This is a genomic window from Dongia sp., assembly GCF_041909655.1.
In the GTDB taxonomy this organism is placed as follows: domain Bacteria; phylum Pseudomonadota; class Alphaproteobacteria; order Dongiales; family Dongiaceae; genus Dongia.
The window spans coordinates 1-22716 of record NZ_JAYRDA010000001.1 but is presented as its reverse complement, the minus strand read 5'-3'; the positions used below and the strand labels follow the sequence as shown (position 1 = coordinate 22716).

24 protein-coding genes are annotated in these 22716 nt (G+C 64.1%); 7 read left to right on the top strand and 17 right to left on the bottom strand.

Translation table 11 applies throughout. From position 1 onward, the window contains the following. Positions 1-7 precede the first annotated feature (7 nt). From ACE3PR_RS00120 to ACE3PR_RS00105, 4 genes are all read right to left on the bottom strand, one after another. Entirely contained in the window at positions 8-943 is a 936-nt protein-coding gene (locus tag ACE3PR_RS00120; protein ID WP_374366785.1) for an FAD-binding protein, read from the bottom strand. Positions 944-955: 12 nt separating this feature from the next. Then, the gene (locus tag ACE3PR_RS00115) at positions 956-1708 is read right to left on the bottom strand and encodes an electron transfer flavoprotein subunit beta/FixA family protein (RefSeq protein ID WP_374366783.1); all 753 of its coding nucleotides are present in this window, start codon (positions 1706-1708) and stop codon (positions 956-958) included. 400 nt (positions 1709-2108) lie between these two features. Continuing rightward, positions 2109-2669, bottom strand: a complete 561-nt coding sequence (locus tag ACE3PR_RS00110) for a cob(I)yrinic acid a,c-diamide adenosyltransferase (protein ID WP_374366780.1) — start codon at positions 2667-2669, stop codon at positions 2109-2111. An 8-nt stretch (positions 2670-2677) separates the two neighbouring features. Next, a complete protein-coding gene (locus ACE3PR_RS00105) occupies positions 2678-2869 on the bottom strand; it encodes a twin transmembrane helix small protein (RefSeq protein ID WP_374366778.1) in 192 nt (63 codons plus the stop codon). Between the two features lie 73 nt (positions 2870-2942). Here ACE3PR_RS00105 and ACE3PR_RS00100 point away from each other — a divergent pair, with 73 nt between their 5' ends. From ACE3PR_RS00100 to ACE3PR_RS00090, 3 genes are all read left to right on the top strand, one after another. Next, positions 2943-3776 (top strand): aldo/keto reductase, encoded by an 834-nt coding sequence (locus tag ACE3PR_RS00100; protein ID WP_374366776.1) that lies wholly within the window; start codon positions 2943-2945, stop codon positions 3774-3776. A 48-nt stretch (positions 3777-3824) separates the two neighbouring features. Then, entirely contained in the window at positions 3825-4256 is a 432-nt protein-coding gene (locus ACE3PR_RS00095; protein WP_374366774.1) for a GNAT family N-acetyltransferase, read from the top strand. 180 nt (positions 4257-4436) lie between these two features. Beyond that, positions 4437-5867 (top strand): hypothetical protein, encoded by a 1431-nt coding sequence (locus ACE3PR_RS00090; RefSeq protein ID WP_374366772.1) that lies wholly within the window; start codon positions 4437-4439, stop codon positions 5865-5867. Between the two features lie 51 nt (positions 5868-5918). On the opposite strand, the gene ACE3PR_RS00085 is transcribed toward ACE3PR_RS00090, so the two are convergent. The 10 genes from ACE3PR_RS00085 to ACE3PR_RS00040 form a co-directional block, all read right to left on the bottom strand. Beyond that, on the bottom strand, positions 5919-7301 hold the full coding sequence (locus tag ACE3PR_RS00085; RefSeq protein WP_374366770.1) for an FAD-binding oxidoreductase: 1383 nt from the start codon (positions 7299-7301) through the stop codon (positions 5919-5921). A gap of 77 nt (positions 7302-7378) precedes the next feature. Continuing rightward, complete coding sequence (locus tag ACE3PR_RS00080) at positions 7379-7696, bottom strand: DUF2061 domain-containing protein (protein WP_374366768.1); 318 nt, start codon at positions 7694-7696, stop codon at positions 7379-7381. A gap of 142 nt (positions 7697-7838) precedes the next feature. Then, complete coding sequence (locus tag ACE3PR_RS00075; protein ID WP_374366766.1) at positions 7839-8657, bottom strand: aminotransferase class IV; 819 nt, start codon at positions 8655-8657, stop codon at positions 7839-7841. Then, positions 8654-10120, bottom strand: a complete 1467-nt coding sequence (pabB, locus tag ACE3PR_RS00070) for an aminodeoxychorismate synthase component I (RefSeq protein WP_374366764.1) — start codon at positions 10118-10120, stop codon at positions 8654-8656. The genes ACE3PR_RS00075 and pabB overlap by 4 nt, the downstream gene beginning before the upstream one ends. Positions 10121-10182: 62 nt before the next feature. Continuing rightward, entirely contained in the window at positions 10183-10554 is a 372-nt protein-coding gene (locus ACE3PR_RS00065; RefSeq protein WP_374366762.1) for a winged helix-turn-helix domain-containing protein, read from the bottom strand. A 1-nt stretch (position 10555) separates the two neighbouring features. Next, complete coding sequence (locus tag ACE3PR_RS00060; RefSeq protein ID WP_374366760.1) at positions 10556-11695, bottom strand: C45 family autoproteolytic acyltransferase/hydolase; 1140 nt, start codon at positions 11693-11695, stop codon at positions 10556-10558. A 65-nt stretch (positions 11696-11760) separates the two neighbouring features. Next, a complete protein-coding gene (locus tag ACE3PR_RS00055) occupies positions 11761-12438 on the bottom strand; it encodes a gamma-glutamylcyclotransferase (RefSeq protein ID WP_374366758.1) in 678 nt (225 codons plus the stop codon). 143 nt (positions 12439-12581) lie between these two features. Beyond that, on the bottom strand, positions 12582-13544 hold the full coding sequence (locus tag ACE3PR_RS00050; RefSeq protein WP_374366757.1) for a 3-keto-5-aminohexanoate cleavage protein: 963 nt from the start codon (positions 13542-13544) through the stop codon (positions 12582-12584). Positions 13545-13578: 34 nt separating this feature from the next. After that, a complete protein-coding gene (locus tag ACE3PR_RS00045; RefSeq protein WP_374366755.1) occupies positions 13579-14319 on the bottom strand; it encodes a GntR family transcriptional regulator in 741 nt (246 codons plus the stop codon). 30 nt (positions 14320-14349) lie between these two features. Further along, positions 14350-15663, bottom strand: coding sequence for an aspartate aminotransferase family protein (locus ACE3PR_RS00040; RefSeq protein WP_374366753.1), 1314 nt, complete (start codon positions 15661-15663; stop codon positions 14350-14352). 163 nt (positions 15664-15826) lie between these two features. Here ACE3PR_RS00040 and ACE3PR_RS00035 point away from each other — a divergent pair, with 163 nt between their 5' ends. The 4 genes from ACE3PR_RS00035 (at position 15827) to ACE3PR_RS00020 (ending at position 19983) form a co-directional block, all read left to right on the top strand. Beyond that, positions 15827-16870, top strand: a complete 1044-nt coding sequence (locus ACE3PR_RS00035) for an ABC transporter substrate-binding protein (protein ID WP_374366751.1) — start codon at positions 15827-15829, stop codon at positions 16868-16870. A 115-nt stretch (positions 16871-16985) separates the two neighbouring features. Then, on the top strand, positions 16986-18158 hold the full coding sequence (locus ACE3PR_RS00030; RefSeq protein ID WP_374366750.1) for an ABC transporter permease: 1173 nt from the start codon (positions 16986-16988) through the stop codon (positions 18156-18158). Next, positions 18158-18967, top strand: a complete 810-nt coding sequence (locus ACE3PR_RS00025) for an ABC transporter permease (RefSeq protein WP_374366748.1) — start codon at positions 18158-18160, stop codon at positions 18965-18967. The genes ACE3PR_RS00030 and ACE3PR_RS00025 overlap by 1 nt, the downstream gene beginning before the upstream one ends. Further along, complete coding sequence (locus ACE3PR_RS00020; RefSeq protein WP_374366746.1) at positions 18964-19983, top strand: C45 family autoproteolytic acyltransferase/hydolase; 1020 nt, start codon at positions 18964-18966, stop codon at positions 19981-19983. Before ACE3PR_RS00025 ends, ACE3PR_RS00020 begins: the two co-directional genes overlap by 4 nt. Here the strand turns inward: ACE3PR_RS00020 and ACE3PR_RS00015 are convergent. The 3 genes from ACE3PR_RS00015 to exbB are packed head-to-tail and all read right to left on the bottom strand — an operon-like array spanning position 19980 to position 22344. Continuing rightward, entirely contained in the window at positions 19980-20828 is an 849-nt protein-coding gene (locus tag ACE3PR_RS00015) for an energy transducer TonB (RefSeq protein ID WP_374366744.1), read from the bottom strand. The two genes, ACE3PR_RS00020 and ACE3PR_RS00015, sit on opposite strands and share 4 nt — an antisense overlap. Positions 20829-20832: 4 nt before the next feature. Then, complete coding sequence (gene exbD / locus ACE3PR_RS00010) at positions 20833-21282, bottom strand: TonB system transport protein ExbD (protein ID WP_374366742.1); 450 nt, start codon at positions 21280-21282, stop codon at positions 20833-20835. Between the two features lie 9 nt (positions 21283-21291). Further along, complete coding sequence (exbB, locus tag ACE3PR_RS00005) at positions 21292-22344, bottom strand: tonB-system energizer ExbB (RefSeq protein WP_374366740.1); 1053 nt, start codon at positions 22342-22344, stop codon at positions 21292-21294. Between the last annotated feature and the right edge of the window lie 372 nt (positions 22345-22716).

The following is a 22716-nucleotide window of genomic DNA, read 5'->3' as shown; positions in this document are numbered from 1 at the left end:
CACTGACTTACTTGTTGAGTTCCTTGGCGAGTTCCGGGACCGCCTGGAAGAGATCGGCGACCAGGCCGTAATCGGCCACCTGGAAGATCGGCGCGTCCTCGTCCTTGTTGATGGCGACGATGACCTTGCTGTCCTTCATGCCGGCCAAGTGCTGGATGGCACCCGAGATGCCGACCGCGACATAGAGGTCGGGGGCGACGATCTTGCCGGTCTGGCCGACCTGGTAATCGTTGGGCACGAAGCCCGCATCGACCGCGGCGCGACTGGCACCGACGGCGGCGCCCAATTTGTCGGCCACTTCCTCGAGCATCTTGAAATTGTCGCCCGATTGCATGCCGCGGCCACCGGAGACGACGATGCGCGCCGAGGTGAGTTCGGGACGTTCGGTCTTCTGCACTTCCTGGCCGAGGAATTTGGAAAGCCCCGCATCGCCGGCGCCCGCCACCTTCTCAACCGCAGCCGAGCCGCCTTCGGCGGCAGCGGCGTCGAAGGCCGTCGCACGCACCGTGATCACCTTGATCTTGTCCGCGGACTGGACCGTGGTGAGCGCGTTGCCGGCATAGGTCGGACGCGTGAAGGTATCCGCGCTGTCGACGGCCGAGATTTCCGAAATCTGCTGCACGTCGAGGAGAGCCGAGGCGCGCGGCAGGATGTTCTTGCCGTTGACGGTCGCGGCCGCGAGGATGTGGCTGTAATTCGGCGCGAGGCTCACGATCAGCTTCGCCACGTTTTCGGCGAGCGCATGGGCATAGGCCGCATCGTCGGCCAGCAGCACCTTGGCGACACCGGCCACTTTGGCGGCCGCGTCGGCGGCACCCTGGGCGCCGGCACCGGCAACGAGAATGTGAATATCGCCGCCGATCTTCTGGGCGGCGGTGACGGCATGCAGGGTCGCGGATTTCAGCGACGAATTGTCATGCTCGGCGAGGACGAGAATGCTCATGATGGATGACCCTCAGATGACTTTTGCTTCGTTCTTCAGCTTGTCGACCAGTTCGGCGACGCTGGCGACCTTGATGCCGGCCGAACGCTTCGGCGGCTCGGTCACCTTCAGGGTCTTCAGGCGCGGGGTGGGGTCGACACCCAATTGCTCCGGGGTCAGCGCATCAATCGGCTTCTTCTTCGCCTTCATGATGTTGGGGAGCGAGGCATAGCGCGGTTCATTGAGACGCAGATCGGTCGTCATGATGAAGGGCGTCTTCACCTCGATCGTCTCGAGGCCGCCATCCACTTCGCGCGTCACATTGGCGGTATTGTTGTCGTTCAAGACCAGCTTCGAGGCATAGGTCGCCTGCGGCCAGCCCAAGAGCGCGGAGAGCATCTGGCCCGTCTGGTTCGCGTCGTCGTCGATCGCCTGCTTGCCCAGGATGACCAGGCCCGGCTGTTCCTTCTCGACCACCGCCTTCAGCAGCTTGGCGACGGCCAAAGGCTGCAATTCGACATCGGTCTGCACATGGATGCCGCGATCGGCGCCCATGGCGAGCGCCGTGCGGATCGTCTCGGCGCATTGCGCGTTACCCAGCGAGACGGCGACGATCTCGGTCACCTTGCCCGCTTCCTTGAGGCGCACGGCCTCCTCGGTCGCGATCTCGCAGAAGGGATTCATGGACATCTTCACGTTCTGGGTCTCGACGCCCGTGCCGTCCGCTTTGACGCGCACTTTCACGTTGGCATCGATCACCCGCTTAACAGCGACGAGGACTTTCATCTTGATAAACCCGGATGAGACATAAGGTTGCAACGGCCGATGCCAGATTGGTTGAATCGGTCCCGTCTACTGGACGATCACCGGCGCCTGGCGCGACACCCCCTGCCCTGGAGCGCGACCTGGCATCGAGGCAGTAAATTTCGCACGCGCAAAATAGGGGCATGGCATCTTTGTGTCAACGCCGCGAGGGTTCTGGCCCAGGAACGTCAGACAAGCGCTTATGGGCGAAATTTCAATGACTTCGTGGACTTTCGACCAGCCGGATTAACCCTATGGCGGACTGTGGGCCGGCGACAAATTGCAGCTTCGCTAGGCAAGCCATGCTGGAAATTTGGGCATTGGCAGCCGGTCCGGAGGGCCGTCTTCGCAGGCGCATCAATGCACCGAGATCGCTGAAAAACTACCTATTCTTCCCCGGAACCCAGAGCACGTCGTCCTTGCCCTTGCCGTTCACATGGCGGGCCATGACGAAAAGGAGATCGGAGAGGCGGTTGATATACCGGAGGGCCGCCGGATTGATCGCCTCCACCTCCATCAGCGCCGTCATGTCGCGCTCGCCGCGGCGCGCCACGGTGCGGGCGAGATGGAGATAGGCCGCGGCGGGCGAGCCGCCGGAGAGGACGAAGCTTTTCAGGGGCTGCAATTCGGCATTGAGGCGGTCGATCTCCTGCTCCAGCCTTTCGACCTGCGCCTCGACAATGCGCAGCGCCGGGTAATCGGCGGGATCTTCCGGCTGGCAGAGATCGGCGCCGAGATCGAAGAGATCGTTCTGGATCCGGTTCAGCATGGCGTCGATCTCGCCATCGGTATGGAGGCGCGCGACACCGATCACCGCATTGGCCTCGTCCACCGTGCCATAGGCGGCCACGCGCAAATCGTGCTTCTTGACGCGCTTGCCCGAGCCGAGCGAGGTCGAGCCCTTGTCACCGCCCTTGGTATAGATGCGGGTAAGCTGCACCATATGAAAACTCAGCGCGCCAGCAGATAGAGCACGAAGCAGGCGACCGCCAGGCCCTGGAACAGGATGCGGTAGCGCATCAGCTTGTTGCTGTTCTTCTTGTTGAACTCGCCGCCCTTGCCCATGGCGAAAACGCCGACCAGGAGCGAGCCCAAAGCGAGCACCATGAAGATGATAAGAAGGATGAGAAGGATGTTTGCCATGGCGGCGATGATAGCCGCCCCGGCCGCGCCGCGCTAGACTGAAGCCAATCATCAGAAACACGAGGATTTAACGATGCGACGATTAGCCCTGCCGGATGGCAGCCGGATTCCGGTCATTGGCCAAGGCACCTGGCGCATGGGGGAACGGGGGGCCGAACGGGCGGCCGAGGCCAAGGCCCTGCGCGCCGGGCTCGATCTCGGCCTCACCCTCATCGATACCGCCGAAATGTACGGCAATGGCGGCGCCGAGGAAGTGACGGGCGAGGCCATCGCCGGCCGGCGGGAGGAGGTCTATCTGGTGACCAAGGTGCTGCCCCAGAACGCCAGCCGCAAGGGCACGATCCAGGCCTGCGAGCAGAGCCTCAAACGCCTCGGGACCGATCATGTCGATCTCTATCTCCTGCATTGGCGGGGCGGCCATCCCTTGGCCGAGACCCTCGATGCCTTTCTAGATCTGCAGCGCCAGGGCAAGATCAGGAGTTTCGGGGTAAGCAATTTCGACCCCGCCGATTTGACGGAATGGCTGGCCCTGCCCGGCGCGGAAACAACCCAGACCAATCAGGTGCTCTATAACGTCACCGCGCGCGGCATCGAATTCGACCTGCTGCCGCAGCAGGCCAGGCTCGGCATCCCGATCATGTCCTATTGCCCGCTGGCGCAAGGCGATGCCCGCACGCTGACGGCGCTTGAACCCATTGCCCGGCGCCACCAGGCAACAGCGGCGCAGGTGCTGCTCGCCTGGGTCATCCGCCACCCCCATGTCTTCGCCGTGCCGAAGAGCCGCAATATCGATCGCCTCAAGGAAAACGCCGCCGCCGCGGATATCGTCCTCTCCCCACAGGATCTGACCGAGATCGACGCCGCCTTCCCGCCGCCCAAAAAAGCGCGGCCGCTGGAAATGGTCTGAGCGCCGGTGGGGATCTTATTGCGCCCCGCGCGCGAAGATGAGCGCGCAATGCTCGATGACATCTGCTTTCGAGCGAAGGCGCATTGGGGCTATGATACCGTCTTCATGGAAAATGTGCGCGACCATATCCGCGTTTCAGGCGAAGCCATCGCCCTGGGTCGCGTCTGGGTGGCGCTGGATCCGGGCGGCGCACCCGGCGGTGTCGTGCAGGTCGACCGGCTGGATAGAGCCCGCGCCGACCTCACCCTGCTCTTCGTGGCGCCGGAACAAATGGGCCGGGGCTTCGGCCGCGCGCTGTTCGACAAGGCCTGCGATCTGGCACGCGATTTGGGCACCGAGGAATTGCTGATCGATTCCGACCCGCAGGCCGCCGGCTTCTACGCCGCCATGGGCGCCCGGCATGTCGGCGACACGGCCACCGGCTATCGCGGTCGCCTGCTGCCGCGGTTCAGCATGGCCTTGGCGCGCGGCGCGCTCTAAAGAAAAACTACACGGACGTATGCGATCGGCCGCGATAGTTTGCGGCACGCGCCGCATCTGTGCGCCGCGTCACATTCCGGTCCATGGCAACCGTCGATTCCCGCACCCCGCGCGACCTCTCCTCAAGGCAGGCATTTCGTCTGCCCCGCTTTCCGTCAACCCAGTCTTGAGGAGGTTGCCATGCTTGTGAACAAACCGCCCGTGGGGCCGATCGGCCAGAACCCGGGCACCTACAGCTACGATCTCGATTTGCTGAAGATGGGCTATTATCGGACCTTCGCCGCGACGAGCAACGGCACAACGGGCGCCGACACGTTGATCGGGTCCAATGTCGACGACAAGATCCTCGGTGGTGCCGGCAATGACGTGCTCATCGGCGGCTATGGCAATGACTGGCTGGTGGGCGGAGCCGGCGCGGATCAATTGGTCGGCGGTGCCGGCTATGACGTCGCCAGCTACATCGATTCCCCCGACGGCATCTATATCGATCTTGGCAACGGCAATAGCGGCGATACCGGCATCGACAACGACATCCCGGCCGACAGCTATGGCGACCAGCTCTCCGGCATCGAGCAGATCAACGGTTCGGCCTTTGCCGACACCATCGTCGGCGACGACGAAGACAACATCTTCTACGGCTATGACGGCAACGACCAGTTGGTCGGATTCGGTGGCGATGACGAACTGTTCGGCATGTCGGGCGACGATACGCTCAATGGCTATAACGGCAATGATACGCTGGACGGCGGTATTGGCAACGACGTCCTCGACGGCGGCAACGGCAATGACGAACTTGCCGGCGGATCCGGCAATGACAAATTGTGGGGCGATGGCGGCATCGACCATTTGAACGGCGGCAGTGGCGCCGACGAAATCCATGGCGGTACCGAGAACGACGTAATCACCGGAGGGTCCGGCAATGACGACCTTCACGGCGATGGTGGGGCCGATCTCATCACCGGGGGCACCGGCAACGACTATATCCATGGTGGCGAGGGCTATGACACGCTGAAGGGCGAAAATGGCGACGACACCCTCCATGCCGAGGGCGGCGGCGCGCTGATGGAAGGCGGCGAAGGCAGCGACATCCTTTATGGCGGCACCAGCGAGGACAGCCTGGATGGCGGCGACGACCGCGACTATCTGTTCGGCGGCGGAGCCAACGATTTCATCTGGGGCGGCGGCGGCAACGACATGATCAATGGCGACGCGGCCGACGATTATCTCGATGGCGGCACCGGCAATGATGAAATACGCGGTGGCACCGGCACGGATTGGGTGTTCGGCGGGGCCGGCGACGACTCGCTCTATGGTGACGGCACCGCGCTCACCACCGCCGACATCTTCTTCTTCGACGTGTTCGGCAATAACGGCCACGATCACGTCAAGGATTTCGACATCGCCGACGACATCCTCGACTTCCAGGGCATCGGCGAGGCTGGCGATCCGGGGGTCACCATCAGCCATACCGCCAATGGCTGGCTGCAACTCAACTTCGCCGGCGGCGGCTCGGTCGATTTCGTCGGCAACGAGCAACTCGCCAATGTGAGCAGCGTGGCGCAGCTCAACAGTCTGGTCGAAATCCATTACGACGACTGGAACCAGGGATAGCGATCCATCCGGTCCAACCCGGTCTCTCCTCAGGGAAGGACCGGATTGGGCTCAGATCACTTTCCCCGGATTGAGGATGCCCTTGGGATCGAGTGCTGCCTTCAACCGCCGCATCACCTCGATCTCGGCCGCCGAGCGGGAATGGCCGAGATAATCCCGCTTCAAGGTGCCGATGCCATGCTCGGCCGAGACCGAGCCGTTGAAATCGCGCACGGTCGCATAGACGATCTCGTCGACATCGTGCATGCCCTCGCCCGGTCCGTAGGCGACCGAGACGCAGATGTGGAGATTGCTGTCGCCGATATGGCCGAAGAAGGCGGCGTGGTTCTCCCCCTCCAGCGGCCAGCGCACGGCGAGGCGCTGCCGGCAATCGCGCGCGAAATCGTCGATGCTGCCGATGGGCAGTGATACGTCGAAATTGACGAGATGCGGCAGGGTATCCAGCGCCAGGCCTTCGCGCACGCGCCAGAAGCTCTGCGCGTCCTTCTCATTCTGCGCGATGACGGCATCGGCAATGATGTCGTCTTCCAATGCTGCGCCCAGAAACGCCTCGAACCGCGCCGGGTCGGCTTCGGCATCATTCCCCTGATGCTCGATCAGCACGTAAAAGCCGTGATCTTGCGGCAAGGGTTGCGCCTTGGTCGCCGGATGGGCGGTGACGAAGCGATAGAAATCCGGCCACATCACTTCGAAGGCGGACGGGCCGCCCAATTCGCCTTCCGCCCGGCCCAACAGATTCAGCACGGATTTGAAATCGGGCGCGGCGCAAAAGGCGGTCGCGGTCGAACGCGGCAAAGGCTTCAGGCGGAAGACCACGCGGGTGATGATGCCGAGTGTCCCCTCACTGCCGATGAAAAGCTGCTTGAGATCGAAGCCCGCATTGTTCTTCAGCATCTTGTTGAGATGGGTGAGGATTGTGCCGTCAGCCAGCACGACTTCCAATCCCAACACGAGGGCGCGCGCCATGCCGTAACGGATGACGCGGTTGCCGCCGGCATTGGTGGCGACATTGCCGCCGATTTGCGCCGAGCCGCGGCTCCCCAGATCAAGGGGCAGCAGAAAGCCCGCTGCCGCCGCGGCATCCTGTGCGCGCGCCAGCGGCGTGCCGGCAAATGCCGTGAGGGTGCCGGCCTGGACATCGATTTCCTCGATTCCGCTCAAGAGCTCCAAGGAGAGTGCTATATCCTCGCCGCGCGGATTGGCCCCGCCGGCAAGGCCGGTGAGGCCGCCTTGCGGCACCACCGCGGTGCCGTGTTCATGGCAAAGCCGCAGGGCGGTCGAAACCTCCGCCACCGAACGCGGGCGGATGAGAGCCCGGGGTAAGCTCTCGCCGCTTCCGCTCATATCGCTTTTGTATTTGGCACCGATATCGGCACCGGTCAGAACATTGTGGCTACCCAGAGCCGCCGACAATGCCGCGATCACATCACTCATCTTGAAACCGCCCCATCCTTTGCGGGCGGCATGCTGCGGCGAGGGGCGGCGGAATGCAACCCGTCGCCCGGCTCGTTCTATCCCTGCTGGGCGAAGCGCCGCAGGAGGCCGAAATGATCGTGGCCCATATGCGTGTGGCTGTCCTCGATCAGCGGCAGACGTTGTGGCTGGTCCACGCCATGCCGATAGCCATGGCCGCCATGGACGCTGACCTTGGCCGGGAATTTGGCCCAGATCCGCTCATGGAAGAAGAAGACCACCGTGTTCACCGCCGGCTCGATCAGCGCGACGCCGGTCGCGATCGAGAGAGAGCCGGTCAGGGCATAGGTGACACCGAAGCCGACGCCGAAATGCAGGCTGGCGAAGCTCAGGGTCTTGGCGATGTCTCTCAGCATGGCAATCTCCTGTGATTGCGAATAATTCTTAACTGCAAATATGGCTGAGAGTGCCGGAAAGCTCAAACGGGTTGTTCCGATATGATTGATCGACACAATCGATCAATCGATCGATCTTGATCGACCAAATCCCGAGCTAAACCTATGATTTCAGGAGAGAAAGGAGGCCGGCAACGGTTTCCGGAGCCTGGGCCAGATCGTGTCCGTCCAGGCGCCGGATCGCGACGCAGCCCAGCAGCGAATTGGTGATGAAGACGGCATCGGCGGTCTCGAGATCGGCGCGCTGCAGCGAGGCCTCGCCGGGATCGAGGCCGATCTCTCCCGCCCGGACCAGGAATACATGGCGGACGATGCCGTCCAGCACCCCGTCCACCAAAGGCGGCGTCAGCAGATGGCGCCCCTTCAGGAGAAACAGATTGCCGCGCGCGAAACCGGCGAGATGGCCGGCATTGTTGAGCATCAGGCCTTCATCGGCGCCGCGCGCCTGGGCTTCCTGCTGGGCGAGGACGTTGTCGAGATAATTGAGCGATTTGATGCGCGAGAGGGGCGAGCCCTCATTGCGCCGCACGGCGACGATGGCGGCATCCAGGTGATCCGGCACCGGCGGATGCGCCGCGGCGATGATGACCAAAGTGGGCTTGGGATCGAGCGGCATCAGGAGACCGCGCGAGCCGACCCCGCGCGACAAGGTGAGGCGCAAGGCCGCCATGCCGGTCGTGAGATCGTTGGCGGCAAGAACCGCCGCGATTGCCGCGGGGAGCTCGCTCGCTTCGACCGGCAGCGGGATATCGAGCAGCTTCGCCGCCCGCCCCAGGCGTTCCAGATGATCGCCGAGGCGGATCGGGTGACCGTCTCTGGCGGCCATGGTTTCGAACACGCCGTCGCCCAGGGTGAAACCGCGGTCGCGCGGATCGATGCGCGCAGCACCCGGGGGCAATATCTGGCCGTTGAGCCAGATCATGCCGCCGACCCGCCGATGCGCTTTGTGCCGATGCCTTGTGCCAGAGTCTCGATGAGCGCCTTCGCCTTGGTGAGGCTTTCCTCCAGCTCGGCCTGCGGATCGCTGTCGGCGACGATGCCGCCACCCACCTGGAAGGTGAGATCGTTCCCCTTCACGCAATAGGTCCGGATGACGATGTTGCTGTCCATCGCGCCGTCAAAGCCGAGATAGCCGATGGCGCCGCAATAGGGGCCGCGGGGCGTCGGCTCCAGCTCGGCGATAATCTCCATGGCGCGGATCTTGGGCGCCCCGGTGACCGACCCCCCCGGAAAGGTCGCGCGCAGCAGGTCGACGGCGTTCTTCTCCGGCAGCATCTCGCCGGTCACGACCGAGACCAGATGATGCACGGTCGCAAAGGATTCCAATCCCCAGAGCACCGGCACCTTGACGCTGCCCATGCGGCAGACGCGGCTGATGTCGTTGCGCAAGAGATCGACGATCATCAGATTTTCGGCGCGGTCCTTTTCGCTGGCCAGCAATTCGGCGGCAAGTGCCGCATCCTCGGCGGCATTGCGGCCGCGCGGGCGGGTGCCCTTGATCGGCCGTGTCTCGACCTGGCCATCCTGCAATTTCAGGAACCGCTCGGGCGAGGACGAAAGAATGGCGGTGTCGCCGAATTCCAGGAAGGCCGCGAAACTCGCGGGATTGCGGCGGCGCAGGGCGCGGTAAAGCGCCAGGCGATCCATGCCGGCATGGAGCCGCGCGCGGAATCGCTGCGTGATATTGGCCTGATAGATGTCGCCCGCTTCGATGTAATCGATCGTGCGGCGGACCATCGCCTTGTACTGGGCGCCGTCGAGATCGGGCCGGGCGGCGATCGCCCAATCGGCGCTGGGCTCGCCTTCGGGCGTCGCCGCATCGTAGAGGCCCCGCGCCCAATCGATCCGCGCCCGAGCGCGCTCTTCGCGCGCGGCCCCCTCGGCCGGATAGCCGCTAGAGATCAGCCAGCCTCGCCCCACCACATGATCGATGGCAACGACGAGATCATAGGCGCCGGCGAGCAGATCGGGCATGTCCTGCCCGCTTTGGGCGCGGCGGTGATGCGGCAGGCGCTCGACGTGATGGCGGAGGCCATAGCCGAAGGAACCGGCGAGGCCGCCGATAAAGGCCGGCAGATCCGGCTGGCGCGGCAATGGATAGCGCGCCATCAGATCGGCCAGGGCCGCGAAGGGATCGCCCGCGACCGCCGCGCCATCGAGGGTGACACGCGCACCTTCCGCCACCAGGCAGTGGAACGGGTCGGCCATCAGGAAGGAATAGCGGCCGAGCGCCGGATCCCGGAGGGCGGAATCGAGAAAGACGAAGCCGCCCTGCGGCCGCAAGGCGGCGGCCCAGCGCTCCGGATCGAGCGCCGCTGCGGGCAGTTCATGAATGAGCGGCAAAGGCGTCATGGGGCTGAGATTAACATGCTGCTTTGCCGGCAAGAAACATCCAACCGGCAAGGACTTATGCGTTTCCGACGGGGTTGGGCCGAGGTCCTGGCGGGCTATTTCTGGCGTTGATTGCGCCGGATCAATTGCTTGAGCGCCTGGACATCGGCGGCGATGGCGGCGCGGCAGGCCTCTTCCATGCGCCGGTAGCGGGTGAGGACCTCGTCCCCGGTCCGGGTGAGCGCCGCCCCGCCGCCCTTGGATCCGCCGGTCACCGCATCGACCACCGGGGCACCCAGATGCCGGTTGAGCTCGTCGACCAGCAGCCAGGCGCGGCGATAGCTCATGCCGAGGCGCCTTCCGGCGGCTGAGATCGATCCGGTCTCGCGGATCGCCTCGAGGAGATCGGCCTTGCCCGGCCCGATCGCGATATCGGGCTCGATCACCACACGGAGCCGGGGACCGGTCGGGGCGGGTTTCTTCGCCATCCTATTCCGCCGCCCGGCGGAGAGCTTGCGGCGGCGCCTGCAGCGAATAGCGGGTGAAGTCGCGGCAATGCGCCGGCAGGGGGGCTATGTCCATCGTGCCCTCGGTCGAATCGAGGATGATCATGGCGACGGTGGCCGAGAGATCGCCCGCCGAATTGGGAAGGACCGGGCGGCAGACCGCGAAGGGTGTGGCAAAATCGTCGAAGAAGGCCGCCTTGAGATCATCGGGCGTCAGCTTGCGCGCACCCAGCAGATGCTCGACGCGCTTGTCGCGGTAGAAGGAATCGCCCAGCAACCCGACATCCTTCAATTTCGCGAGTGCGACCGGGCTCACCCAATGATTGGCATGGACCAGCAGCCCGTCCGCCGGATAGAGCGGAAAGACCTCGTCCGGCGCGCATTCAAAATCGACGGCATAGCCTTCCGAGCTGCTCACCATCATGTTGTTGGAGCAGGTCTTCGGCGTCGCCGCCACCGCGCGCAAGGCCATGGCGAAATGTTTCTGCTCCAGCACCTTGCGGCGGATCAGCACCAGGGGGATTCCGGTCTCGCGGTAATCGCGATCGGATTCGAGGTAATTGGCGGTGATGGCGATGCCGGCCGCGTTGAGGCCGCAGCGGGCCAGGCCGCCGGCTTCCACGAAGGTCATGAAATCCGGGCCATCCTCGCGCGCCACGCGCAGCACGATCGCGGTCTCGGCGCATTCCGCGCGCCAATCCCAGTTCTGGCCGTGAATGATCCGCCCGCTGGCGCTGCGTTCAGGCAGGATCACCGCGCCGGTGCAGCCATCCACCGCATCATCTTCCGCCTCCGGCTTCCGCATCTCGCGCCGCGCCTGCGCCACGATCTCGGTGCGCGCGTTGATGAGGATGATGTCGTCGAGGGCCACGCTTGCGCCATCGGCGATGCCGCGCATCTCCGCGAGATAATGCGCGCCGAAGCCCGCGATCTGATCGGCAAAGGCCGTGATGAGCTTCTTCTTCTGCGCGGCATCCATGCCCAATTCGTCGAGCGTCCCGCCATAGAGCCCGATGCTGCGCTTTACCCGTTCCGGAACCGCCCGGCCATATTGCACGCCCCGCTCATAGGGCGCACCGCTCACGGAAACGAAGGGAAAGGGCTGTGGATTGATGGCGGTCATGGATGTGCTCCGGCGAATGGCTCGCGCCAGTCTTAGCCAAAGCCAAGTGACGTGACAATGCGAAGCTATGCCCGCCGCAAGGCCTCGATCTCCCTTGCCACCATTTCCTGCAACCGCCAGAGGTTGCGGTCGCAGATGCCGTGTTCGGCGAGCTTCTCGACCGTGCGGTGGAGATAGGCAGCACCCGACCCGGCATGGCCGCAGGCCCGGGCCAGCATATGCGCGGCCGTCTCCAGGCTGGGCCGTTCGGGGAAATCATAGCCCTTGGGGAGAGCCCAGAAGACCAGGGCCTTGTGTGTCTCGCCTTCGGCGCGGACATTGAGCCAGCGCACGTAAGGCAAGTCCTCATGGCCGTCGATCTCGCGCTTCAGGAGATTGATGAGCTCGGCCTGCCGATCTTGTTCCGGCAGGCGGTAGGCAATGCCCTCGCAGGACCCACCGCGTTCCAGCGCCATCATCAGGCCCGGTTGTTCCGGCGTGCCGCGCCAGCGCTCCATCTTCATCGAGAAGCAGCGATGCCAGCCATGAACGGTCGCCCGTCGATAGGCATCCCAGGTGAAACCCGGATTCCAGATGAGCGACCCATAGGCGAAGACCCAGACCGGCTCCCTGCCATGTTCCGCCGAGAGCCGCTGGGCGGTTGCGGCGAGTTCCGCCTCGGTGAAATGGGTGACGCCCGGACGCGGGCCGGGATCCGGCACGGCGCGTTCGCACAGGGCCACCAGATCGGCGGTCAAGGCCATGTCGCTCTTGGGGGATCGGGTGGGGCGCATGCGTGCTGGTGGCGGCTCCTGCGATAAGGCACCAGCCTAGCAAGTCGGGCCGGTCGGCGACAATTCCTTCAAAATCGTCGCCGCCGGTTACATTTCCTCACAAATACCGGTCCTCAGAACGCGACCTGGTCGCCGCCCTTGAGTTTCAGCATGGCGCGGGCCTCGGCGGGGGTGGCGATTTCCAGCGAGAGACCCTCCAGAATGCCGCGGATCTTGGCGACCTGCTCGGCATTGCTCTTGGCGAGCTGCCCTGGCCCCAGATAGACGCTGTCCTCGAGGCCGACGCGCACATTGGCCCCCATCGTGGCGCCCATGGTGGCGAGTGTCATCTGATGGCGGCCGGCGGCCAGGATCGACCATTGGTAATCGCTGCCGAACAGCCGATCGGCGGTGCGGCGCATATGGGCGAGGTCCTCGGGGTGCGGACCGATGCCGCCCAGCACACCGAAAATGGTCTGCACGAAAAGCGGCGGCTCCAGCAGCTTGCGATCCAGGAAATGCGCCAAAGTGTAGAGATGGCCGATATCGTAGCATTCGCATTCGAAGCGCGTGCCGCAGCCATGGCCGAGCTCGCGGATCACGCGTTCGATCTGGGCGAAGGTGTTGCTGACGATGTTGTCGCGGGTCTTTTCGACATAGGGTTTTTCCCAGTCGTATTTCCACTCGGTGATCTTGTCCGCGGCGTGGAAGATGCCGAAATTCATCGAGCCCATATTGAGCGAGCAGAGCTCGGGCTTGGCGCGCAAGGGGGCCGCCAGGCGGTCATCCATCGACATGCCGAGCGAACCGCCCGTGGTGATGTTGATGACCGCGTCGCAGGATTGTTTGATGCGCGGCAGGAACTGCATGAAGACGTCCGGATTGGGCGTCGGCCGCCCGTCCTTGGGGTCGCGGGCATGAAGATGGATGACGGAAGCGCCGGCCTCGGCGGCGGCGATCGATTCCTTGGCGATCTCGTCCGGCGTAATGGGGAGATAGGGCGTCATCGTCGGCGTGTGTACCGAGCCGGTGACGGCGCAGGTGATGATCACCTTGCGCGCACCCGCGGTTTTGGTCGTCTTGGCTGCTTCAGCCATTTTTCTCTCCCCTGTCTTTATTTGCTACCGATTTTCAGTCTTGCTCGTCGCCATTGCCGGCGAGCGATTTCAGGATGATCTCCGCCGCTTCGGTGATCTCGCGCTCAAGCCCCGCCCGTGCCGCCTTGCCGTCGCCCAGGCGCAGGGCTTTCAAGTTTTCCTCGTGATGATCCATGCCGATGCCCAGGGTCGAAGTCATGCGCATCGCGTTGAGGCTGGGCCCCGCCTGCAGCCAGAGGCTTTCGATGATCGGCATCAGCATGGGCGAGCGGCCGGCGCGGTACATGGTGAAATGGAATTCGAGATTGAGGTCGAGATAATCCTGGCTGATATGGGCGGCGACCAGGCCGTTGAGCCGGTCCTGGATCGCCTGCAACTGGTCGAGTTCGGCCGGCGTGATGTGGGTCGCCGCCCATTCCGTCGCCAGGCCCTCGATCTCGCAGCGCACGCGCCGGAGATCCATGAGGCGGCTCGCCGTCATGAAGGGCACCTGGACGCCGCGATTGGGGCTGTTCTCCAGCGCCTGCTCGGCCACCAGGCGGCGGAGAGCTTCGCGGATCGGCATGGCGCTGGTGCCGAAGGTCTTCTCCAGCTGCGAGACGACCAGGCGTTCGCCGGGGATGAAGCGCGCCGACATGATGGCGTGTTTCAGGCGCCGATAGATGTCCTCATGGGTGCTGCCATGGGGCACGCGGCGGGCGCGCCCCATCCTTTTTGCGAGGCTGGGCGGCGTCGCCGGTTTGCGCTGTCGAGCCGCCTGATCTTTGTTCGCCATACCTTGGGACGTCCTGTTGCCCACCCGCCGCTATTCGCGATTCGGCAGGACCGAGCGATAGCTGTCGAGAAATTCGGCGAAGACGTCAAGGAAGGCAACGATTTCCGCGCGCCCGATCGGCAGCGAAAGGGCGATCATGCCGCGTGGGGTCACATATTGCCGCTTGAGGAGCGATTCGATCTGCCACAGATGGAGGAGGCGCGGGTCGCCCGCCTCGGCATCATGGGGCGATGTCACCTCCCCCGCCACGAAATGCAGATTCATGATCGAGCCTACCCCGGTCACGACGGCGCCGATCCCGCGCGCGGCGATGAGCGCGTTCATGCCGGCACGCAACTCTTCGCCCAGCGCATTCATGCGGTTAAGCGCCTCTTCCGTCAGCACCTCGGTAAAGCCGGTCAGGCCCGCCGCCATGCTGAAGACGTTGTTGTTGAAGGTGCCGCCATGGCCGAAGGAATCCGGCCGGCCCGGATCGAACCGGTCGAGGATGTCGGCGCGGCCGCCGAAGGCGCCGAAGCTGCAGCCGCCGCCGATATATTTCCCCAGGCTGATCATGTCGGGCTTGATACCGGCCATGCCGTGATAGCCGCGATAGGAGAGGCGCGAGGCCATCACCTCGTCGAAGATCAGGATGATGCCGGCTTTGGCGGTCTCTTCCCGCAGCATGGCGAGGAATTCCGGCTCCGCGGCGATGCAGCCGCCACCACCCATCATCGGTTCCAGAATGACCGCGGCGAGGTCGCCGGCATGCTGGCGGATGAGGGTCGCCGTGCCTTCGAGATCGTTGTATTGCGCGAAGATGAAGGGATAGGGCGCATTCAAGGGCGAACCGCCATGGGCGAAGGTCAGGATGCCGCCGTGATAGCCGCCGTCGAAAGCGAGGATCGATTTCCGGCCGGTGACGGCACGCGCCGTCGACAGCGCCATCAGATTGGCCTCGGTGCCTGAATTGCAGAACCGCACGCGCTCGATCGCCGGGTAGCGATCGACGATCGCCTGGCCAAGCCGCGCTTCGTAGGGATTGGGGCCGCCCAGCACCCAGCCGCTATCGGCGATGGATTTGATGGTGGCCGCGATCTTCGCGTTCGAGTGGCCGTAAAGGCCCGCGGTGTATTCGCTGACAAAATCGACATAGGTGTTGCCGTCGAGATCGGTGACGCGGCAGCCCTCGCCGCCGGTCAGGGTCAGCGGAAAGGGTTCGTACCAGAGAACCGCGCGGGTATTGCCGCCAGGGAGAGCGCGCTTCGCCCCTTCGTGGCGCGCGGCACTTTTCGGATTGGCCTTCAGGAAGCGGCCATGCGCCTCGGCAATCGCGGCGTCGATTTCCAAATTCGGTCGATCCATGCCTCACCTTTATGCTCGAACGAGATCCTCGGCATTTTCGCGTTCCTTCCAGCGATCGGAGGTGCGTTCACATTCTTGCCGTTGACAGCGAGCATACACATCCATAGGATTTGATCAAATCCAAAACAACAAAAAACACCAGACGTTCAAACAGGAGGTTTGCATGAAATCCCGCATAATGTTCGCTGCCTTTGCTTTGCTCGCAACCGCCGGATCGGCGCAGGCGGAAGAGACGATGACCGCCGTCGGCTGGGGCGGATCGTGGAACGAGGCTTATGACAAGGGCGTGTTCCAGCCCTTCACCGCCGAGAGCGGCATCAAGGTGACGCTCGACGAATGGGGCGGCGAATTGGCCAAGCTGCGCACGCAGATTGAAAGCAATGCGATCGTCTACGATTTCGTCAGCGTCGAGGCGCCGCAATTGGAAATGGGTTGCGCCGAGGGGCTGTTCGAGAAACTGCCCGACGCGATTTATGCCCAGAAGGACGATTACCTGCCCGGCACGATCCATCCCTGCGGACTTGCTTCCGACACCTGGGCCACGGTCATGGTCTATGACGGCAACAAGCTGAAGGACGGCCCGAAGAGCTGGGCCGATTTCTGGAATGTCGAAAAGATTCCCGGCAAGCGCGGCATGCTGGGCCAGGCGCAATACACGCTGGAAAACGCCTTGATGGCCGATGGCGTGGCACCGGGCGAGGTCTATGCCGAATTGCGCAAGGAAGGTGGCGTAGACCGCGCCTTCGCCATGCTCGACAAGATCAAGCCCAACGTCGTCTGGTGGACCAGCTCGACCAATGCCTTCCAGAACCTGCAGGCCGGCGAAGTGGTGATGACGGATCTCTACAATGCCCGCGTCACGGCCGAGAACGAGAAGGATCCCAAGGCGAAATACGTCATCGCCTGGGAAGCCGGCTTCTTCTACGGCACCGATATGTGGGCGATCGTGAAGGGGGCTCCCAACAAGGCCCAGGCCGAGAAATTCGTCGAATTCTTCGCCAAGCCGGAGAATCAGGCGGGTTTCCCGAAGCTCTATGCCTATGGCGTCGGCCACAAGAAGGTCAGCGAATACCTGACGCCGGAACAGCTCGACCGTCTGCCGACCTCGGACAAGAACCTCCCTTACGCGGCGGTTTACGACACCGATTTCTGGGCAGAGAATAAGGAAGCCCTGGAGCAGCGCTTCCAGGCCTGGCTCGCCCAATAACCGAGGAGATTGCGTCGCTTTGACCAACGATACGCAGCGAACGGGCGACGCGCAGCGAATGGGTCCGAGACACCGAGCGCCAGGCAACTGGCGCTCGGTTCTTTCGGGTCTTTGGGTGAATCGCGATCTGCGCCTGTTCCTGCTGGTCCTGCCGCTGCTGCTGTTCATCGTGATCACGGTCGTCATCCCGGTGGCACAGTTTCTCTATCGCGCCATCGACAACAATCTGCTGGCCGACAACCTGCCGCGCGTCGCGGCGAGCCTTGCCGATTGGCAGCCCGGCTATGGCCTGCCCGGCGATGCCAGCCTGTCGGCGCTGGCGGACGACATCCTGGCCGCGCGCGAGGCCGGCACGCTGGGTCAGGTCGCCCAGGCGCTCAACCAGCAGATGACCGGCGTCCGCAATGGCTTCATCAAGGCGGGGATGCTGGTGGACGGGCCGGCGGAAACCCGGCCCGCCGCCCTCCTTCAGGCGATTCCCGCGCTCAGCGATATCCGCTTCTGGGCGCTTCTCAAATCGGCCGGCGCCCCCTGGACCGATTTCTATCTGCTGCAATCGCTGGATCTCGAGCGCGACATCGCGGGCGGCATCGTCAACGTATCGGCCGACCGTGCGATCTTCCGCGAGATCATCTGGCGCACCATTGTCATCGGCATCAACGTGACGCTGATCTGTATCCTTCTCGCCCTGCCGGTCGCTCATGTGCTGGCCAATGCGCGACCGCCCTGGTCGAATGTGCTGCTGGCACTGGTCCTCTTCCCGCTCTGGACCTCGCTGCTGGTGCGCACGGTTTCCTGGATCATCATCCTTCAGGGCGAAGGGCCGGTGAATGCGACCTTGCAATTCCTCGGCCTCATCGAGGAGCCGTTGCGGCTGGTCTATACGCGGGGCTCGCTTTATGTCGCCATGGTGCAGGTGCTGCTGCCGCTCATGATCCTCTCGATCCTCGCCGTTCTTCTGAAACTGCCGAAGGAATTGCTGCGCGCGGCCTCGTCGCTGGGGGCCGATTGGTGGCAGGGCTATTGGCGGGTGCTGCTGCCGCTCCTCGCCCCGGGGATTCTCACCGGTTCGGCCATCGTCTTCGTCTTCGCGCTCGGCTATTACATCACGCCGACGCTGATCGGCGGGCCGCGCGACCAGATGCTGAGCTCCTATGTGGCGCTCTATACCAACAAGACGCTGAATTGGGGCCTGGCCGGCGCCCTTGCCGTGCAATTGATGGCGGTGCTGCTCATCGCCGCTCTGGCCTGGGGTGCCTTCCAGAAGCTGCAGGGGATGCGCCGCTGATGTTCTTCTGGCCGAAATTCCGTGCTCGCCTCGCACAATTCCATACCACTTTGGTGATGATCTTCCTGCTGGCGCCGCTCGCCATCATGGTGCCGATCTCGCTCACCAGCGGCACCATGCTGACTTTGCCGGTGCCGGGCTGGTCGCTGCATTGGTATGAGGTCGTGTTCACCGATCCGCGCTGGACCGGGGCGCTGGTCAATTCGCTCATTATCGGCGTCGCCTCGACCGCGATCGCCACCGCGCTCGGTACCCTCGCGGCGATGGGTCTCACCTGGGGCCGCTTTCCCGGCCAGCGCAGCATCCTGGCCGTGATCTCGCTGCCGCTGGTCCTCCCCATCATCATCCTGGGTGTCGCCTGTTTCAGCTTCTACGCCGCGCTGGGCCTCATCGGCTCACGCCTCTCGCTCATTCTCGCCCATGCCGGATTGGCGGCCCCCGTGGTGGTGACGACGGTGATGGCGAGCCTCAAGGGTTTCGACCGCACCTTGATGCGTGCCGGTGCCTCGCTGGGTGCCGGGCCGTGGCTGAGCTTCCGCCGCATCCTGGTGCCGCTGGTGGCGCCCGGCATCATGACCGGCGCGCTGGTTGCCTTCCTCATCTCCTTCGACGAAGTGGTGATCGCGAGCTTCATCAGCAGTGCCGATCAGCGCACGCTGCCCCGACAGATCTTCAGCGGTGTCCGAGAATCGATCAGTCCGGCCATCGCCGCCGCTGCCATCGTGCTGGTGGTGATTTCCGGGCTGCTCCTGGCGCTTACCTCAGCCGTGCAAAGGCGGGCGAAGTTGCACAAGGCTGCGCCCAAGTGAGAGCGCCCTTTCCCATCCTCGATTTGCGCGGCGATGCGCGGACGCGCGGCCGCGCCCATGGCGAAGCCTGCCGCGAGATGATCGCGCGGCATATCGATCTGTGGCGCGAGACGACGGCAACGCAGATGGGTATGCCCTGGCGCGAGATCGCCGACAGGCTGTTGCAAGGCACCGGTTTCGCCGCCGCCGCGCAGAAATGGACGCCGGATCTCTGGGTGGAATTACAGGGCATCGCCGCCGGAGCCAAGCAGCGTTTCGACGACGTGCTGCTGCTCAATCTCACCGACGAGCAATGGTGGATCACCAACCAAAAGCATGCCGAAGCCTGCACCAGCTTTGCCTATCGCGACACTGAGGGCCGCGTCTGGTCCGGGCAGAATCTCGATATCAGCGCCTGGATGGACGGGTTGCAGGTGGTGTTGCGCTATCCGCTCGAACAGGGCGGATCGGCCATGGTGGCGACACTGGCGGGCACGCTGGGCATGAGCGGCATCAACAGTCATGGCCTTTCCATCTGCTGCAATACTTTGCTGCAATTGCCGCCGACGCGGCGCGGCCTTCCCTGTCTCTTCGTCATCCGGGGCGTGCTGGAACGTCCATCGCTGAGCGATGCCGACATGTTTCTCCGCGAGATCCGCCACGCCTCGGGTCTCCATTATTTGATCGCCGATCCGCATGCGTGGTGCGGGTTCGAATGCGACGCGGCGGGTGTGCGGCGGGTGCCCGGCGGCGCGGATTGGTATGGGCATACCAACCATCCCAAGCAGGCGCCGGAATCGGGCTCGCCGATTTCACGCTCGCGCCTTGCCGCCATTGAAGCAGCGCTCGCCACCGGCCGGGCCAAAGCCGCGTTGTCGGAAGCGCCTCTGCGCCGGGACGGCAGCAGCCCGGACGATCCCATCGGATTCACGATCTTCTCCGGTATCTGGTGCAATCGCACGGATGCGACGGCGCGTTTCTGCGCTGGTCCGCCCGCGCCGGAGACCTATGTCGAGATCGCCTGCGCGGCGTTCTAGTCGTTCAGACTGAAATTGATCGCCAATTCGCGCGTCACCATCGACGTGCGGCTGCTGCGCGGCAAAGGTGGCAGCGGTTCGGCGCGGCGGAACATGTCGATCGCCTCTTCGTCGAGCGATTCATGGCCCGAACTGTCAATCAGCACGACATCGATCAGATAACCGTTCCGATCCATGGAAAAGCGCACCGCCGGGCTGCCGGTCTGGTTCCGGCGCTTGGCCGCGCGCGGATATTTCTTGTACTTGTTCAAATGCGCATTCACCTGACCCGCCCAGATGTTCATCTCGTTCATCTCGGCGGCAAGCTCGGCGGCACTCGGTCCCACGGGCAGATTGGGCGCTGCGGCGACTTCCGCGTTCTCGACCTCATGCTGGGTCGGCGAGGGCGCCTCGGTCGCGGTCTTGAAATCCTGCGGCGGCTGCTGGGTCTCGACCGGTTTCGGCTCGGGTTTCTTCTCGACCTTCTTGACCGGTGCCTTGTCCTCTTTCTTCTTCTTTTTCTTTTCCTTCTTCTTCACCTCGACCTCCGGCTGCACGTCGGGGAGGGGCAGCGGCAGATCTTCAAGCTCGGTCAGCGGCGGCAGATCGGGTTCGATTTCGCTCGGCTGGCGTTCGGCCTGGGGCGGGATGCGTTGCGGCGGCGGCGGTGTGCGGCCCACCGGCTGCAGATCGATCATCACGGCAGGCGGCATGGCGGCAGGTTGTTCGAGCGGCGGATGCCATTCGATCATCATGCCGATGGCAGCGCCTGAGACATGCATGCCAGCGATGACGATCCCGGCCCCCAGCCAGCGCGCCCAGTAGCGGCGCGGCTTTTCCAGAGAGAGGTCGAGCCCTTCGCCCATCGCCCTACTCCACCACCGGCGTGGCGCCAGTCGAGGGGGCGGCTCCTTCGAGGCCGACCAGGGCGATCTTGAGATAACCGGCCTCGCGCAGCAGGTTCATCACCAGCATGACCTCGCCGTAATCGACCTTCTCGTCGGCGCGCAGGAAAATCCGGCTGTCCTTGTTGCCGCCGGTTTCGGCATCGATGGCGGCGGCGAATTGCTCGCGCGGGACCTGGTTGTTGCCGAGGCTGAGCGCCAGAGTCTCTTCGATGGTGAGAAAGACCGGCTTCTGCGGCCGAGGCTGCGGCGTGGCACTGGCCGCCGGCAGATCAACCGGCACGTCCACCGTCGACAGGGGTGCGGCCACCATGAAGATGATGAGCAGCACCAGAATGACGTCGATGAACGGCGTCACGTTGATTTCGTGATTCTCGGCAAGCTCGTCTTCACCGTGATTGAGCCGGACGGCCATCCTGCCCTCCTACTCCGCCGCTTCGCGTAAAGTTCCGCGCCGCTGATCGAGATCGCGGCTGACCAGGCGCAGCAATTCCGCCGAGATGTCGGCGAGAAGTGCGCGGTAGCCCGAGATCGAGCGCGAGAATTTGTTGTAGATGACGACGGCGGGAATGGCCGCCACCAGGCCGATCGCGGTTGCGAGCAGCGCCTCGGCGATGCCGGGCGCCACCACGGCGAGATTGGTGGTCTGCGCCTTGGAGATGCCGATGAAGCTGTTCATGATGCCCCAGACCGTGCCGAAGAGACCGACGAAGGGTGCCGTCGAACCGATCGTCGCCAGGATGCCGGTACCGCGCGTTATGTAACGCTGGGCCGCCGCCTCGATCCGTTCCAGCCGCGAGGCCACGCGTTCCTTGATGCCTTCCGCCGGGAGCCCGGTCGAGATGTGCATTTCATGGGCGGCGGCGGCGATGAGATCGCGGGCGGCACCTTCCTTGAGCTCGCCTTCCTTGCTCTGTGCCACCGCGACTGCTTCGGCGAGCGAGGATACATCGGCCAAAGTGGCGCGCGCGCGCCGCGCCTGGCGCCGGGCCGCCATCAATTCGAGACTGGTCACCAGCCAGACCGTCCAGGTGACGACCGAGGCAAAGGCAAGACCGATCATCACGGTCTTCACCACCCAATCGGCCTGCATGAACATGCCCCAGGGCGAAAGATCGTGCGGCAGATTGCCGGCGACTTCCTCGGCCATCAGCGGCTGGCCATCCGGCCCCAGGAGCAGCTGCCCATCGGGTCCCAGGAGATAGCCGTCCACCGTTTCCGTGGTGCCGGGCGGCAGGCCATCGGCAGCGGGAACCGCGCCGGTTGTAGCATCGGTGGGCGTCGCACCGGCGGCAGTGGCATCCGTGACAGTGGCATCCGTGGTGGGCGCCGGCGCGCTCGGATCAGCAGCGGCTGGTACATTTGTGGTGGCCGGTGCCTCCTGCGCAGCGGCGGGCAGCGCCGTCGCGAGGGTCAAAAAAACCACGGCGCCGATTGGGGCCAGCACGCGGCCCGAGAACGATCCCATCTTCAGCATCTATCCATCCATTTGGAGGCGTCGTCCGGACCGATCCGATCGACCGGCCAGCCACGGCGCCAACGGAACTGCGCATGCGTCGCAGCCGCATCATTTCTGAGGCGCATAGAGCCACGTCACGCCAGATTTGGCAATGCGAATTATTCGCATTTATTGGCGACAGGGCGTGGATTTAGTGCCTGGAATGGCAGGTTTTTTGCGCGCTTTCGCCGCAACGACCAAGTGGGCCGCTCATGTGGAATCGCTCGGACAGGGTGGCCGCGTACCTCGCGGCCGGAGGGATCCCTTGACCGACGGGATCGCGGGGTCCCATTCACCTTTAGGGACCTAAGGAACCCCGATCACCGCCGGGGTCAGCGGATGCCGGTTCTC

What these genes read in the sequence shown, in the direction of transcription:
- ACE3PR_RS00120 (WP_374366785.1), bottom strand. Translation starts at nt 943, where the DNA reads ATGAGCATTCTCGTCCTCGCCGAGCATGACAATTCGTCGCTGAAATCC.
- ACE3PR_RS00115 (WP_374366783.1), bottom strand. Translation starts at nt 1,708, where the DNA reads ATGAAAGTCCTCGTCGCTGTTAAGCGGGTGATCGATGCCAACGTGAAA.
- ACE3PR_RS00110 (WP_374366780.1), bottom strand. Translation starts at nt 2,669, where the DNA reads ATGGTGCAGCTTACCCGCATCTATACCAAGGGCGGTGACAAGGGCTCG.
- ACE3PR_RS00105 (WP_374366778.1), bottom strand. Translation starts at nt 2,869, where the DNA reads ATGGCAAACATCCTTCTCATCCTTCTTATCATCTTCATGGTGCTCGCT.
- ACE3PR_RS00100 (WP_374366776.1), top strand. Translation starts at nt 2,943, where the DNA reads ATGCGACGATTAGCCCTGCCGGATGGCAGCCGGATTCCGGTCATTGGC.
- ACE3PR_RS00095 (WP_374366774.1), top strand. Translation starts at nt 3,825, where the DNA reads ATGCTCGATGACATCTGCTTTCGAGCGAAGGCGCATTGGGGCTATGAT.
- ACE3PR_RS00090 (WP_374366772.1), top strand. Translation starts at nt 4,437, where the DNA reads ATGCTTGTGAACAAACCGCCCGTGGGGCCGATCGGCCAGAACCCGGGC.
- ACE3PR_RS00085 (WP_374366770.1), bottom strand. Translation starts at nt 7,301, where the DNA reads ATGAGTGATGTGATCGCGGCATTGTCGGCGGCTCTGGGTAGCCACAAT.
- ACE3PR_RS00080 (WP_374366768.1), bottom strand. Translation starts at nt 7,696, where the DNA reads ATGCTGAGAGACATCGCCAAGACCCTGAGCTTCGCCAGCCTGCATTTC.
- ACE3PR_RS00075 (WP_374366766.1), bottom strand. Translation starts at nt 8,657, where the DNA reads ATGATCTGGCTCAACGGCCAGATATTGCCCCCGGGTGCTGCGCGCATC.
- ACE3PR_RS00065 (WP_374366762.1), bottom strand. Translation starts at nt 10,554, where the DNA reads ATGGCGAAGAAACCCGCCCCGACCGGTCCCCGGCTCCGTGTGGTGATC.
- ACE3PR_RS00060 (WP_374366760.1), bottom strand. Translation starts at nt 11,695, where the DNA reads ATGACCGCCATCAATCCACAGCCCTTTCCCTTCGTTTCCGTGAGCGGT.
- ACE3PR_RS00055 (WP_374366758.1), bottom strand. Translation starts at nt 12,438, where the DNA reads ATGGCCTTGACCGCCGATCTGGTGGCCCTGTGCGAACGCGCCGTGCCG.
- ACE3PR_RS00050 (WP_374366757.1), bottom strand. Translation starts at nt 13,544, where the DNA reads ATGGCTGAAGCAGCCAAGACGACCAAAACCGCGGGTGCGCGCAAGGTG.
- ACE3PR_RS00045 (WP_374366755.1), bottom strand. Translation starts at nt 14,319, where the DNA reads ATGGCGAACAAAGATCAGGCGGCTCGACAGCGCAAACCGGCGACGCCG.
- ACE3PR_RS00040 (WP_374366753.1), bottom strand. Translation starts at nt 15,663, where the DNA reads ATGGATCGACCGAATTTGGAAATCGACGCCGCGATTGCCGAGGCGCAT.
- ACE3PR_RS00035 (WP_374366751.1), top strand. Translation starts at nt 15,827, where the DNA reads ATGAAATCCCGCATAATGTTCGCTGCCTTTGCTTTGCTCGCAACCGCC.
- ACE3PR_RS00025 (WP_374366748.1), top strand. Translation starts at nt 18,158, where the DNA reads ATGTTCTTCTGGCCGAAATTCCGTGCTCGCCTCGCACAATTCCATACC.
- ACE3PR_RS00015 (WP_374366744.1), bottom strand. Translation starts at nt 20,828, where the DNA reads ATGGGCGAAGGGCTCGACCTCTCTCTGGAAAAGCCGCGCCGCTACTGG.
- exbD (WP_374366742.1), bottom strand. Translation starts at nt 21,282, where the DNA reads ATGGCCGTCCGGCTCAATCACGGTGAAGACGAGCTTGCCGAGAATCAC.
- exbB (WP_374366740.1), bottom strand. Translation starts at nt 22,344, where the DNA reads ATGCTGAAGATGGGATCGTTCTCGGGCCGCGTGCTGGCCCCAATCGGC.